General features: G+C 57.6%; 15 protein-coding genes. 8 read left to right on the top strand and 7 right to left on the bottom strand.

All coding sequences use genetic code 11. The features are described 5' to 3' along the window. The first annotated feature begins 190 nt into the window (after nt 1-190). Both hpf and ptsN read left to right on the top strand, forming a co-directional pair. Entirely contained in the window at nt 191-763 is a 573-nt protein-coding gene (gene hpf, locus ACFSE1_RS04610) for a ribosome hibernation-promoting factor, HPF/YfiA family (protein WP_377397067.1), read from the top strand. A 64-nt stretch (nt 764-827) separates the two neighbouring features. Then, a complete protein-coding gene (gene ptsN / locus ACFSE1_RS04605) occupies nt 828-1,289 on the top strand; it encodes a PTS IIA-like nitrogen regulatory protein PtsN (protein WP_377397065.1) in 462 nt (153 codons plus the stop codon). Nucleotides 1,290-1,513: 224 nt separating this feature from the next. Here ptsN and grpE read toward each other — a convergent pair whose 3' ends face one another. Both grpE and hrcA read right to left on the bottom strand, forming a co-directional pair. Then, entirely contained in the window at nt 1,514-2,155 is a 642-nt protein-coding gene (grpE, locus tag ACFSE1_RS04600) for a nucleotide exchange factor GrpE (protein WP_377397063.1), read from the bottom strand. Between the two features lie 92 nt (nt 2,156-2,247). Continuing rightward, entirely contained in the window at nt 2,248-3,342 is a 1,095-nt protein-coding gene (hrcA, locus tag ACFSE1_RS04595; protein ID WP_377397061.1) for a heat-inducible transcriptional repressor HrcA, read from the bottom strand. A 175-nt stretch (nt 3,343-3,517) separates the two neighbouring features. Here hrcA and rph point away from each other — a divergent pair, with 175 nt between their 5' ends. From rph to ACFSE1_RS04570, 5 genes are read left to right on the top strand one after another with little or no spacing between them, the layout of a single operon-like run. Next, nucleotides 3,518-4,234, top strand: coding sequence for a ribonuclease PH (gene rph, locus ACFSE1_RS04590; protein ID WP_377397059.1), 717 nt, complete (start codon nt 3,518-3,520; stop codon nt 4,232-4,234). A gap of 14 nt (nt 4,235-4,248) precedes the next feature. After that, the gene (locus ACFSE1_RS04585) at nt 4,249-4,653 is read left to right on the top strand and encodes a VOC family protein (protein ID WP_377397057.1); all 405 of its coding nucleotides are present in this window, start codon (nt 4,249-4,251) and stop codon (nt 4,651-4,653) included. A 37-nt stretch (nt 4,654-4,690) separates the two neighbouring features. After that, nucleotides 4,691-5,335, top strand: a complete 645-nt coding sequence (gene rdgB, locus ACFSE1_RS04580) for an RdgB/HAM1 family non-canonical purine NTP pyrophosphatase (protein ID WP_377397055.1) — start codon at nt 4,691-4,693, stop codon at nt 5,333-5,335. Beyond that, nucleotides 5,332-6,519 (top strand): radical SAM family heme chaperone HemW, encoded by a 1,188-nt coding sequence (hemW, locus tag ACFSE1_RS04575; RefSeq protein WP_377397241.1) that lies wholly within the window; start codon nt 5,332-5,334, stop codon nt 6,517-6,519. The genes rdgB and hemW overlap by 4 nt, the downstream gene beginning before the upstream one ends. Before the next feature lie 12 nt (nt 6,520-6,531). Beyond that, a complete protein-coding gene (locus tag ACFSE1_RS04570; RefSeq protein ID WP_377397053.1) occupies nt 6,532-7,275 on the top strand; it encodes a class I SAM-dependent methyltransferase in 744 nt (247 codons plus the stop codon). Here the strand turns inward: ACFSE1_RS04570 and ACFSE1_RS04565 are convergent. The 5 genes from ACFSE1_RS04565 to mutM all read right to left on the bottom strand — a co-directional run bounded on the left by ACFSE1_RS04565 (nt 7,253) and on the right by mutM (nt 12,660). Then, complete coding sequence (locus ACFSE1_RS04565; RefSeq protein ID WP_377397051.1) at nt 7,253-8,149, bottom strand: DMT family transporter; 897 nt, start codon at nt 8,147-8,149, stop codon at nt 7,253-7,255. The two genes, ACFSE1_RS04570 and ACFSE1_RS04565, sit on opposite strands and share 23 nt — an antisense overlap. Before the next feature lie 117 nt (nt 8,150-8,266). Then, nucleotides 8,267-8,866 carry a class I SAM-dependent methyltransferase gene (locus tag ACFSE1_RS04560; RefSeq protein WP_377397049.1) on the bottom strand — a complete coding sequence of 200 codons (600 nt, stop codon included), beginning with the start codon at nt 8,864-8,866 and terminating at the stop codon, nt 8,267-8,269. 17 nt (nt 8,867-8,883) lie between these two features. Beyond that, on the bottom strand, nt 8,884-10,464 hold the full coding sequence (gene dnaA, locus ACFSE1_RS04555; RefSeq protein ID WP_377397047.1) for a chromosomal replication initiator protein DnaA: 1,581 nt from the start codon (nt 10,462-10,464) through the stop codon (nt 8,884-8,886). A gap of 830 nt (nt 10,465-11,294) precedes the next feature. Next, a complete protein-coding gene (gene rpsT / locus ACFSE1_RS04550) occupies nt 11,295-11,561 on the bottom strand; it encodes a 30S ribosomal protein S20 (protein WP_377397045.1) in 267 nt (88 codons plus the stop codon). Between the two features lie 208 nt (nt 11,562-11,769). Beyond that, entirely contained in the window at nt 11,770-12,660 is an 891-nt protein-coding gene (gene mutM / locus ACFSE1_RS04545) for a bifunctional DNA-formamidopyrimidine glycosylase/DNA-(apurinic or apyrimidinic site) lyase (RefSeq protein ID WP_377397043.1), read from the bottom strand. A gap of 145 nt (nt 12,661-12,805) precedes the next feature. Here mutM and ubiE point away from each other — a divergent pair, with 145 nt between their 5' ends. Further along, nucleotides 12,806-13,582: a bifunctional demethylmenaquinone methyltransferase/2-methoxy-6-polyprenyl-1,4-benzoquinol methylase UbiE gene (gene ubiE / locus ACFSE1_RS04540; RefSeq protein WP_377397041.1), complete on the top strand. Its 777-nt coding sequence runs from the start codon at nt 12,806-12,808 to the stop codon at nt 13,580-13,582. Nucleotides 13,583-13,585: the final 3 nt, after the last annotated feature.

Raw genomic sequence — 13,585 nt, 5'->3', positions numbered from 1 at the left:
TGACTTATTAAGATTTGGTGGATAGAAGCGCGCCGCACCAACGAGAAAGGAACGGCTTTGGCCGGGCGGTAACCGCTAATAAAGGCCAATCGGCATTCAAATCGGCAAACGAGCAAGACAGACGCTTGGATGCTTGAGCTGCTTGACGTAGACTGCTTCGTGCAAGTCACGACAAGAAGGAAGGAATTCCATGAGTGTGCGTGTATCCGGAAAGCATATGGAAATCGGCGATTCGTTCAGACAGCGAATCGAGAACCATATCGGGGAGGCGGTTACAAAATACTTCGATGGAGGTTATTCGGGCCAGGTGATCGTTGAAAAATCCGGCCCGCGCTTTGCAACAGATTGCAAGGTGCATCTCGATACCGGCATAGTTCTGCATGCCGCAGGCGAGGCGAATGATCCGCAACAGAGTTTCGACGCCGCAGCGGAGCGGATTGAGAAGCGTCTGCGCCGCTATAAGCGCAAGCTGCGTGACCACCATGCTGGCGCAACCCAGAATGGATATGCAGAAATTGCCTACACGGTTATGGACGCCGTGCCGGATGAAGCAGACGAGGTTCCGGAAGATTTCGCGCCTACCATCGTGGCGGAAAGCTCCAAGCCTCTCAAGACGATGACCGTTGCGAGCGCCGTGATGGCGCTGGATATGACGGATGAGCCTGTTCTTTTCTTCAGAAATCCGGGGAAAGAACTGAATATCGTGTACCGCCGCAATGACGGCAATATTGGTTGGATCGACGCCGCCAGTATAAAGGGATAAGCCTGAAGGGAGTGCCTTTAGCGGCACTCCCGTTCCCCCATCAGGGGGCAGAAGGATGAAAAGAATGGCGTTGGCAGATCTGCTGCAGCAAGATGCAATTATTCCCGCGCTCAAGGTCAATTCCAAGAAACAGCTTCTCCAGGAACTCGCCGCCAAAGCTTCGAAGCTGACGGGGATTCCGGAGCGCGAGATCTTCGATGTCATCCTGCAACGGGAACGGCTCGGTTCAACCGGCGTCGGTCACGGCATAGCCATTCCGCATGGCAAGCTTGGCAGCATTGGGGCAATCCAGGGACTATTTGTCCGCCTGGAAACGCCTGTTGATTTTGAAGCACTGGATGACGAGCCTGTCGATCTCGTTTTCCTGCTTCTGGCACCAGAAGGCGCTGGAGCAGACCATCTGAAGGCACTGTCACGCATTGCCCGGGTGCTGCGGGATTCCGACCTCGTTGCCAAACTGCGGGCGACAGATTCGGCTTCAGCCATCTATGCCTTCCTCAATCAGGAACAGGCAAACGCCGCCTGACGCGCTTGAACAGCGCCTGCCCCCCCCTGTCGCCCATAATGCGCAGCACTTTGCACCATATGCGCCAAGACAAGGTTTTGATGCACAAGAAGCGCGGCTGAAAGATCGCGACCTGCGTGGAAAAGGCGTCAATGAACATGAAAAAGGTCCGCCCTTCAGCTGAAGGGCGGACCTTTTTCGTATCGCATGAGGAGGCTGGACAAACCGCCCGGCCCAATCTCTCTTTACGCCTTGTCGGCAGAAGCCTCGGCAGCGGCGGCTGGTGCTGCATCCGCCTTCGGGCCACCCTTGGAGACGCCAACCATGGCCGGGCGCAGAACACGTTCGCCAATGACATAGCCCGCCTGCACCACCTGCACGACCGTGTTGTTCGGCACAGCGGTATTGGGCACTTCAAACATGGCCTGATGGAAGTTGGGGTCGAACTTCTGGCCTTCCGCATCGATCTTGCGAACGCCGTGACGCTCCAAAGCAGACAACATTGCCCGCTCCGTCATGTCCACACCTTCGATCAGAGCCTTCAAACCGGCATCGCCCGATTCTTTGGTATCGGCCGGGATGGAATCCAGGGCGCGTCGCAGATTGTCTGAAACCGCCAGCATATCGCGGGCGAATGCCGTGACCGCATAGGATTTGGCATCCTTCACGTCGCGCTCGGTGCGGCGGCGAAGATTGTCCATTTCGGCCGCCAGCCGCAGGAAGCGATCACGCAGCTCGGCATTCTCGTTTCTCAAGGTTTCCAGCGGGTCCGGTTCATTCAGTCCCGCAGCTTCAGGCGCGTCTCCATCGAACGCGGAAGCAACGGCTTCAGCCGTATTCGGGTTTTCTGCCGCGTCAGGTCCGGGTTTCTTCGTCTCGTCGGTCATGACGTACTCCATTCAGAGGTTTCATGGATTTTGAGCCCGATATCGAGGTTCACGGCGGAAAAATCAAGGCTCACCAGCAGATGCCTGCCGTTTTACTGCGCGCGAGGATTGCGTGTCAGCCGCGTCAAAAGCTGTGCCGTGTAATCCACCATAGGCACAACACGCGAATAATTCAGCCTCGTCGGCCCGATCACGCCCACAGCGCCGACGATGCGATCTTCCTCGTCGCGATAGGGCGCAACGATCAGGGATGAGCCGGAAAGCGAGAAAAGCTTGTTCTCGGAACCGATGAAAATGCGCACACCCGGACCGCTTTCCGCCAGATCCAGGATTTCGAGAAGACTGTCTTTCTTTTCCAGATCATCGAAGAGCAGGCGAAGTCGATCGAGATCCTCCGCACCGCCCAGACCTTCGAGGAGGTTGGCGCGGCCCCGCACGATGAGGCGCGACGGCTTGCCTTCTTCGGAATCTCCCGCCCATACGGCGAGACCTCGCTCAACCAGATCACGGGAGAGAGCATCCAGCTCCGTCTGAACCTGCTCCTTCAGTGTTTTCAACTGGCCACGCAATTCCGGCAGCGTCTGGCCTGCCATGTGCGCATTGAGAAAATTTGCCGCTTCCGCAAGCTGGGAGGACGTGACACCAGCTGGCAGATCGATAATGCGGTTTTCAATCTGATTATGATCCCCAACCAGAATGGCGAGCGCCTTGGTCGGTTCCAGCCGGACGAACTCGACATGCTTCAAGACGGGATCATTCTTGGCCGCAATCACAATCCCTGCGCCGCGCGAAACGCCCGACAGCATGCGCGAGGCCTCCGTCATCAGGCTTTCCATCGGCTGATCGCGATCCACCGAGCGGATCTGCCGTTCAATGCTGGCGCGTTCATCGACAGAAAGATCTCCGACCTGCATGAAGGCATCGACGAAGAAGCGCAGTCCTGTCTGGGTTGGCAAGCGACCGGCGCTGATGTGAGGCGCGTAAATCAGGCCAAGCTCCTCCAGATCGCTCATGACATTGCGAACGGAGGCGGGAGAGAGAGACATGGGCAGAAGGCGCGAGAGATTTCGCGATCCGAGCGGTTCACCCGTTTCCAGGTAGCTTTCAACAATACGCCGGAATATCTCGCGTGAACGGTCATCGAGAATCGACGTTCCGTCCCTGCCCCGCGTTGACTGTTGATCCATCTGTCGCATTTCATCCGATAAGTGGTTAGTGATAGACGGAATATAATGCGTTCCGGCCTGTTCGCAAAACGAATCCGGCGAAACGAACGGGTCTGTTCCGGCGAATTTCGGCTTTTCCTTTGCAAAGCAGCGCAAGGGGTTTTATGAGGCGTGCAAGAACGTCAGGAGAATAAACATGCGTCCCTCAGGCAGAAAAACCGACCAGATGCGCCAGGTCAGCTTCGAGCGCAACATATCGAAGCATGCGGAGGGTTCCTGCCTGGTCAAGTTCGGCGATACCCATGTGCTGTGCACGGCAAGCCTCGAAGAGAAAACCCCGCCATGGCTGCGCAATTCCGGCAAGGGCTGGGTGACTGCAGAATACGGCATGCTGCCACGCGCCACTGGCGAGCGCATGAAGCGTGAAGCAGCGGCTGGCAAGCAGGGTGGTCGCACCCAGGAAATTCAGCGCCTCATCGGTCGCTCTCTCCGTGCGGTGATTGATCTGGAAGCACTGGGCGAACGGCAGATCACCGTTGACTGCGACGTTATCCAGGCGGATGGCGGCACGCGTACGGCAGCCATCACCGGCGGCTGGATCGCCTTGCACGACTGCCTGAAATGGATGGAATCCCGCAACATGATCAAGCTGGATCGTGTTCTGAAGGACCATGTAGCAGCCATTTCCTGTGGCATCTTTGCCGGACAGCCGGTTATCGATCTGGACTACCTGGAAGATTCGGCAGCCGAAACCGATGCCAATTTCGTCATGACTGGCGCTGGCGGCATTGTGGAAGTTCAGGGCACGGCGGAAGGAAAGCCCTTCAGCCGCGAGGAGCTTCTGAGCCTTCTCGATCTGGCTGCCAATGGCACCCAGGAGCTGGTGGCCTTGCAAAAGCAGGCCATCGGCTGAAACCGGAGGAAAGCATGATCGAAGGCGTGCTGGAAACAGCGCTCTATGCTGATGATCTCGACAAAGCCGAAGTCTTCTACGGTCAGACGCTGGGGCTTGAGCTTATTCGGCGTGGCGGCAACCGGCACCTTTTCTATCGATGCGGTGCGGGCGTTCTTCTGATCTTCAACCCGGATGAAACGCAAAAGACGGACGAGAATGACCCACTGCAGGTTCCCCCGCACGGAGCGCGGGGCGCCGGTCATGTCTGCTTTATCGTGACCGCTGACGATCTCGAAGCTTTCGCCGAAAAACTGTCCGCAGCGGGCGTTGAGATCGAGCACAGGCTGACCTGGCCGAACGGCACGCCCTCCATCTATTTCCGCGATCCGGCTGGCAACAGTCTGGAGATCACCCGGCGCAACCTCTGGAATTCGTAACGCGGTTATCCCCCTCACCTCAACAATGGAAAAACCGATGCGCAAGCTAGACACCCGTACCATTATCGTTGCCAGCCACAATGCCGGCAAGATCCGGGAAATTGCGGATCTCATTGGCCCCTTCGGCTTTTCCGCGAAATCCGCTTCCGAGCTGAATTTCGAGGAACCGGAGGAAACCGGCACCACTTTCGAGGAAAATGCCGCCATCAAGGCGCTTGCCTCTGCCAAAGCCTCCGGCCTGCCTGCGCTCTCCGACGATTCTGGCCTTGTGATCGATGCGCTGAACGGCGCGCCAGGCGTCTATACGGCAAACTGGGCGGAAACACCGGACGGGAGCCGCGATTTCGCCATGGCCATGGGCAAGGTGGAAACCGCGCTTCAGGAAAAGGGTGCCACGACGCCAGAGACAAGAACCGCGCGCTTCGTCAGCGTTCTCTGTCTGGCCTGGCCGGATGGCCACACGGAAATGTTCCGAGGCGAAGTGGAGGGCTTCATTGCGCCCGAACCTCGCGGTACGGCGGGTTTTGGTTATGATCCCATTTTCCAGCCCAAGGGCTACAGCACGACCTTTGGTGAAATGAGCGCGGAAGAGAAGCATGGCTGGAAGCCCGGCGATGCCGAAGCGCTTTCACACCGGGCCCGCGCATTCAAGCTGTTTGTCGAAACCTGTCTGGACGCCTGAACGCTTTGCTGACCGACGCCCCCCTCCTTCCGGATACCGGAGAACCCGGTTTCGGGCTCTATGTCCATTGGCCGTTCTGTGCAGCCAAGTGCCCCTATTGCGATTTCAACAGCCATGTCCGCCATCAGGCCGTGGATCAGGCCCGCTTCACCTCTGCCTTTCTAGCCGAGATGGAAACCATGCGCAGCCTCACCGGCCCCCGCACGGTGACCAGCATCTTCATGGGTGGCGGCACCCCTTCCCTCATGGAGCCGCGCACGGTGGAAGCCATTCTGGATGGGATTGCCCGCTTCTGGCATGTACCAGCGGGCATTGAAGTGACTATGGAGGCCAATCCTTCCAGCGTAGAGGCCGATCGTTTTCGCGGCTATCGCGCGGCAGGCGTGAACCGGGTTTCGCTCGGCGTTCAGGCTCTGAACGATAAGGATCTGCGTTTTCTTGGCCGCTTGCATGATGTGGCCGATGCCTTGAAGGCCATCCGCCTGGCGCGTGAAATCTTTCCCCGCATGAGCTTCGACCTCATCTATGCCAGACCGAACCAGACGGTCGAGGATTGGGAAAGGGAGTTGAACGAGGCGGTGTCCTATGCCGTGGATCATCTCTCGCTCTATCAATTGACCATCGAGGAAGGCACAGCCTTCTTCGGCCTGCACAAGGCGGGAAAACTGATCGTGCCGGACGGAGATCAGTCAGCGCTGCTTTACGAAGCAACGCAGGAGATCACTGCTGGTTTCGGCATGCCTGCCTATGAGGTATCCAACCATGCCAGACCGGGCGCGGAGAGCCGCCATAACCTGACCTACTGGCGCTATGGCGATTATGCCGGAATTGGCCCCGGCGCGCATGGCCGCATCTCCCGCGACGGGCACAAGATTGCCACCTCCACCGAGCGCAATCCCGAGCAGTGGCTCGCGCTGGTGGAAGCGCAGGGCCACGGAATGGTGGATCAGGACCTGTTGGGGCGCAGCGAGCAGGCAGACGAATTGCTGCTGATGGGCTTGCGCCTTCGTGAAGGCGTGGATCTGTCGCGCTATCATGCACTCTCGGACCGATATCCGGATCCCGACCGGGAGAAGGTGCTGCTTGAACACGGCTTTATTGAACCGCTCGGCAATTCCAGGCTACGCTGTACGCCCAAGGGAATGCTGATCCTGGATGCGGTGGTGGCCGATCTGTCAGTTTGAGGGGGACACGTCATGCCAGTCGATGATGCTTTTGCAAGCGCAGAGATGGCCGCCCTCTACGACAGCTTCAACGCCCATGGCGAGGACGGCGGTTTCTATCTTTCACTCGCCAAGGAGCCATGCCGTATCCTGGATGTGGGCTGCGGAACGGGCCTTCTCACTCTGCCGCTGGCTCAGCAAGGGCATGAGGTCACGGGCGTGGACCCGGCCTTTGGCATGCTTTCGGTTGCCCGCACCAAGGATGCGTCCCTTCAGGTTGAGTGGGTTCAGGCCGACGCCGCAGACTTCAGGCTCGAAAAGCAGTTCGATCTTGCAATCATGACGGCGCATGTCTTCCAGGTCTTCCTCAGCGACGAGGAAACGCTGGCTATGCTTGCCAATATCAGGCGCCATCTTGTGCCGAATGCGCGGCTCGTTTTCGAAAGCCGCAATCCTGTCCGCGAGGACTGGCGGGAGTGGACGCAAGACCTCACGCGAGAGAGGTGTGAAATTGCCGGAACCGGTCCCGTTGAGGTCTTTTATCAGTGGCAGAAGGCTGAGGGAGACCTCGTCTCCTTCGATACGGTTTTTACACTTCCTCAATCGGGCAAGAGGCTGACGAGCAAAAGCACACTTCGCTTCCCCACACTTGCGCACATCGAAACCCTGTTGAAGCAATCCGGCTTCCGCACTGACCTTGTTTTTGGCTGGTGGGACCGGTCATCCTTTCAAGAGAGCACGAGCCGCGAGATCATTATCGAGGCCGTAGCCGTCTGATCAATCTGCCGTCTATGGCAGCAAGGCCGACCAAGATGAGCGCCATACCGGCAAAATGCCGTGGTGCAAGGGCCTCACCGAGGAAGATCGCGCTCAGGAAAATCGCACTTGGCGGAATGAGGATCGTCACGAGCATGAGGTTTGTCGCACCGGCACTGCTCAAAATCCGAAAGAACAGGATGTAGGCGAGAGCCGTGGAAAAGACCGCCAGGCCAATCAGGGCAGCCATTGTCTTCACATCTGGAGCGGGCAAGGTCCATGGCCGATCTACGAAGATCGCAACCGGCAACAACAGCAGGGCCGATGTCGTGATCTGACCGACAGCCGGCATGATGGGAGACAGCCCCATACGTTTAAACCGCCGGCCATACAGGCCCGCAAAGGCATAGCATAGGGCGGCGGCAAGAACCGCAAGCTCGCCAATCAGCTGATTGCCGCCATGTCCGATCAGGCTCGGACCGATCATCCACGTCACGCCAGCAATACCGATGATGACGCCGATCAACCGGTTTACGGTCAGTTTTTCGTCCACGGTCAGGAAATGTGCGATGACCACGCCAAAGAAGGGCGTGGTGGCGTTCAGAATTGCCGCAAGCCCGCTGGCAATCTGTGTCTGTCCCCAAACGATGAGGGAAAAGGGCACCACATTATTGATGAGGCCCATGGCGAGGAATGAGAGCCAGATGCTGAGACTTCGCGGGGCTCGCTGGCCCGTGACGCCGATCACAATCCAAAGGCAAAGCGCAGCCAGAGCGACGCGCGCCGTCACGATTGTCAGCGGTTGCCAGGCCTGGACAAGAACGCCGTTAAAAAGAAAAGATCCGCCCCACAGAAGGGAAAGACTGACCAGCATCAACCATTCCACAGCGTTCATCTGTCTGTGCATGCAACACCTAAAATACTAACGAGCACCGTGGCTGGGCCAACCACGGTGAGATATTCATATTGAGGATCAATAGCCGGTACGCCACCCGAAAACCGACAAGCGGCTTTAGGCTTCTTTCCTTGCAAAAACATGCAGCCATTCAGTAGGCTGCATATCGTAACCGCTTCCCGTAGAGCTTTCGATTTCAACTGTTTGCCAATGCTCTGCGTAAGCATCTGCCAACCAATCCCGATCCGGATAGTTGAAATAGCGGCCAAAGCCATCCAGTCCTTCCCCCTGCCCAGCCTTATAGCTAGCGTAGAAAAGTCCTGACGGCTTGAGAGCACGATGTATGCGGTTGAGGATAGCCGGAAGCTCTAAGCGGGGTACATGCAACAAGCAGGCATTCGCCCAGACACCTTCGAACTCGGCCTCAAATGCAATTTGGTCGAAGGGCAGAACATCCACCGGAACACCGAGACGAGACTGGGCTGCCTCTGCCATTTCGGCAATGCCATCGGTTGGCTTCATCCGAAGCCCGCGAGACAGAAGAAAGGCACTATCTCGACCACTGCCGCAGCCCAATTCCAAAACAAAATCGCCGGGCGACAAGCACCCAGCGAAATGACGGAGATAAACCGTTTCCGTCTGCCCAACCGTATCATCAGCATAGGACGAGGCCGACTGGGCATAGAAATCACGGGTAACATCACGTTCAGCAGTCATGTTACCCTAACCGCAGCTTATGCATTGTTTTCGTTGATCAGACGCTTCAGAAGCTCAATCTCGTGGCTGAGCTTCGTATCTTCAGAAATCAGTTCCTCGATTTTGCGAACTGCGTGCAGAACCGTTGTATGGTCGCGACCGCCAAAGCGGCGACCGATCTCCGGGAAGGAGCGTGGCGTCAGCGTCTTCGACAGATACATTGCGATCTGGCGCGGCTTCACGATCACCCGGGTGCGGCGATTAGAGACGAGCTCCTGTCGCGACACGTTGTAATGACGGGCAACGATACGCTGAATATCTTCGATTCGAACACGCTTGGCTTCACCAGCGCCAACCAGATGCGCCAGAAGTTCATCAACGCGCTCGATGGAGAGTTCCGGCTCGAAGGAGCGGCGGAAAATGAGCTGGTTGAAGGCACCTTCCAGTTCGCGACCGGAATTGGCAACATTGCGCGCAACGTGGCTGAGAATCTCATCCGGAATATCGAGAGCCGGATCGTCCTGACGCGCCATTTCCAGACGGCGCTTCAACATCTCAAAGCGCATTTCGTAATCCGGGATCTCCATCTCGATGGCCACGCCGCCCTGGAGGCGGGAGCGAACGCGCGGATCAAGCGATTCCAGTTCCCACGGGGCACGGTCGGCAGCAACCACTACCTGCTTGGCGCTGTCGAGCAGCATGTTCAGCAGATGGCAGAACTCGTTCTGGATCATCTTGCCCTGCAGGAACTGCATGTCGTCAATGATCAGCAGATCGATGTTGCGCAGGGATTCCTTCAGCGTCAGCGCGTCGTTGTCGCGGATGGCGGTGGCGAAACGCCACATGAAATATTCGGCAGTGAGATAGACTACGCGCGGCATCCGTGAGGAGCCGACAGCGGCATTGGCAATGGCCTGCAAAAGATGCGTCTTGCCCAGACCAACGCCGGAATGGATGAAGAGCGGGTTGAAGCGCACGGCGCTTGCACCGGCTTCCGCAATCGTGCGGGCGGCAGCAAGTGCAACACGGTTTGACGGGCCTTCAACAAAAGTATCGAATGTGTAGCGGCTATCGAGCGGCGAACCGAAGAGTGGGCCTGGGGCTGCATTGCGCGCAGAAGACTGTGCAACGGGAGCGGCGGGCTGAGGCTGCACAGGGAAGGTAGCGATCTGACCGATTTCACGCGGGCCGCTGCGACGCGGTGCAGGTGCCGCCGGCACATCGACCTGCGGAGCGGCGCGCACTTCCGTTGTCGGGCGAGCGGCGCGGCTTGCAGTGCGCACGAGAATTTCAACTTTGAGAATTTCGGAATCTTCCGCCTGGAAAATCGTGGTGATCTGATCGAGGTAGCGATTGTTGATCCAGGACTTCAGAAATGTCGTAGGAACACTCAGACGAACGACGCTCTTGGAGATGGAGTGGAGCTTGAGACGACCAAACCAGCTTGCGTAGACTTCAGGACCAACCTGGGCTTTCAAACGCGCACTGAAACGCTCGAAAAGAGCATCATGCTTCATGTCTGATTTATCCCCTGCCGCCTGGGAGCAAACTGACTCCAACGCCTCGGACGACTGGTTGCCACTCTCCAACGTCCGGGTCGATACGGTGTTCATCTGCATTCTGTGCCGCCTTCTCATGTTGTCCCGCCGAGCAGTGCCAAACCGCACGCCGAGAAGATAATTCCATTTCGGCCGCCGCGTGGTTCTCCTCGCCAGAACCGGTCGCAGCCGCCTTTGTTTCATTCACCCTGCACCCCGCAGGAAGCCACCGGAAACTCCGATGACCAAGGACGCTCCCCATGCGTCCAATTCCCTTCCGACCATCCCTCGTGAGGATCGGGCAAGACTTCATCATCCGATGTCTGGTACGGCGCCCCGCACCCGACACAAGAACGCTGCTCCGGTTCCTGCCAGAAACCGGCCTACACGCTTTAACTCCGTGAAAAACCGAGCCCTCGTTGAGGCCCGGACAAGAAACGAAAACCGTTAGTCTCCGGTTAACCGGAAGAGCCAATCGGAATTTCAGGAGGGTTCCCCGCGCCTCTTGTTGAAGATCATTAAGGCAGGATCGAGAAGGGGAATCAACGATGAATTTTACGCAAAATTAAAGCGCGAGCGTTGACTCATGGGGCCTAATTTGACTCGGAGGCAGGGCTTCAGCCAAGAATCTCAAACGAATCAATGGGATTCGAAATTGGCACCTTTCAAAGCGCAGTGTGAAGGCTGAAAAATAAAAAATCGCTTGACTCGCACTGAGGGTTAAAGAGCCCTCCCTCAACATGCCAGACTCCTCACATCCTCCCATAAGCCATTGAATTGCCGTGCTTTTTTGTGTCACGACTTTGTCATTGGCATCACCCGGAAGGAGTACTCCAACTTCTTACGGGTCAGAATCACGAAAAGCCCGGTCGATGACCGGGCTTAAAAATGACAATCGTTTATGACGGGAATTAGGCCGTCAGAGCCTTCACGCGGGCAGCCAGACGCGAGACCTTGCGGGAAGCCGTGTTGCGATGAACAACACCCTTCGTAGCAGCGCGCTGGATTTCCGGCTGAGCGGCGCGCAGTGCTTCTGCGGCCTGGGCTGCGTCGCCGGAAGCGATCGCTTCTTCAACCTTGCGGATGAAGGTACGAACACGCGAACGGCGTGCCTTGTTGACGTCTGTGCGGCGAGCGATCTTGCGGGTCGCCTTTTTCGCCGAAGTGGTATTGGCCATCTCTGCCTCTCTTCGAATTCGAACCAAAACTCCGCCATTACCGCGCCGGGTCCGTCTGACCTGTCATCCAGCAATTCGGGAGCAATAGAGGAAGCCGTAGAAGGCTTTCCCAACTGTGGGCGGCTACATAACCGGATTGCGGGTTCCAGTCAACGCGCAATTTCATGAGTCTTGGAGCGACAAGCCGCAAAAGAGCGAATGCGCAGAGTCACTTCTGGCATCTTGCGCAGAAGAAGGTTGAGCGGCCGGACTGGACGATACGCTCAATCGTGCCTGCGCAGCCATCACGGGGGCATGGCTTACCCTCCTGATCATAGACGGAAAAACTGTGCTGGAAATAGCCGAGCGAACCATCCGTCTGGATATGATCTCGCAGTGAAGAGCCGCCGGCGGCAATCGCATCGGCAATCACCTCGCGGATGGCCAGGGTCAGGCGCTCCAGTTGCGCGCGCGGCTTCCCCTTCTCCGTAACAAGGGTTCCTCCTTTGCGCAGCGGAGAGAGTTCAGACCGCCACAGCGCCTCGCAGACATAAATGTTACCAAGACCTGCAATCACTGTCTGATCGAGCAGGAGGCTCTTCAGGGGCTGCGCCCGGCCTTCGAAGCGGGTGGCCAGCCCCTGCGCATCCAGCAGATTACCCGTCGGCTCAGGCCCCAGTCCAGCAAAGGCCGGATAGAGATCGAGTTCCGAACGGGGCCACAGATGCATGAAGCCGAAGCGGCGCGGATCGTTATAGATCACCCGCTGCGGGCCATCCTGCCCGTCGAGATGAAAGATCACATGGTCATGTTTTTCGTTCTTGGAACGCGGGTGATGAAATTCGCCCGGCAGTTCGGTCTGTTCACCCTTTTCCATGCGGAAGGAACCGGACATGCCCAGATGGGAAATAATGGTCATGCCATCATCGAGGTCGATGAGCAGATATTTCGCACGGCGACCAAGCCCGATAATACGGCGCCCGCCCACGCGCCCGGAGAAATCCTCTGGAAAGGGAAAACGCAGATCTGATCTGCGGGTTTCAAGACGGGTGACGTAGGCATGTTCCATGACGGGCGCCAGACCGCGCCGCACGGTTTCGACCTCTGGCAATTCGGGCATGAATACCTAACTTCCTGTTTTCAACGGCGCGCGCCGTGCTCTATAGACCAGCGCCATAGTGCCGCAAGGGGCATGATAAGAGATAGTATCGCCGCACCAACTTCGCTATGGTCCGGCCCGAGTTCGAAACGGAGAAGAATGAGCCATGGCTGAAAACCGCGTGACGGCAAATGGCGGAATGGAAACCTCCTACGGCTTTCGCAATGTGGCGGAAGGCGAGAAGCAGGGCCTCGTCAATGAAGTCTTTCACAAGGTGGCCAAGCGCTACGACATCATGAACGATGTCATGTCCGCCGGAATGCACCGGGTGTGGAAGGATGCAATGATCGCGGCGCTTAACCCGCGCAAGGATCCGTCCTATAAGGTGCTGGATGTGGCGGGCGGAACCGGCGATATCGCATTCCGCATCGTGGAAGCATCCAACCGGCAGGCCCATGCAACCGTTCTGGATATCAACGGCTCCATGCTCGGCGTCGGTTCAGAGCGCGCCGCCAAGCGCAAGCTTTCCGACAACCTCACCTTTGTCGAGGCCAATGCCGAAGAACTGCCCTTCGAGGCCAATAGCTTCGATGCCTATACGATTGCTTTCGGCATTCGCAACGTACCCCGCATCGATGTGGCTCTGAAGGAGGCCTATCGGGTAGTGAAGCGCGGCGGGCGCCTGCTCGTGCTTGAGTTTTCCGAGGTGGAAATGCCGCTTCTGGATCGCTTTTATGACGAGTGGTCCTTCCGCGCCATTCCGCAATTCGGCAAGATGATCACCGGCGATGCGGAACCCTACCAATATCTGGTGGAATCGATCCGCAAATTCCCCAACCAGGAAGATTTCGCCAAAATGATCCGCGAGGCAGGCTTCTCCCGCGTGAGCTATACGAACTATACCGGCGGCATCGCCGCCCTGCATTCGGGCTGGAAACTGTGAGCG

Source organism: Affinirhizobium helianthi (genome assembly GCF_042680945.1).
Classification (GTDB): domain Bacteria; phylum Pseudomonadota; class Alphaproteobacteria; order Rhizobiales; family Rhizobiaceae; genus Neorhizobium; species Neorhizobium helianthi.
The sequence above is the reverse complement of the archived record's forward strand: the minus strand, read 5'-3'. Positions and strand labels throughout refer to the sequence as shown.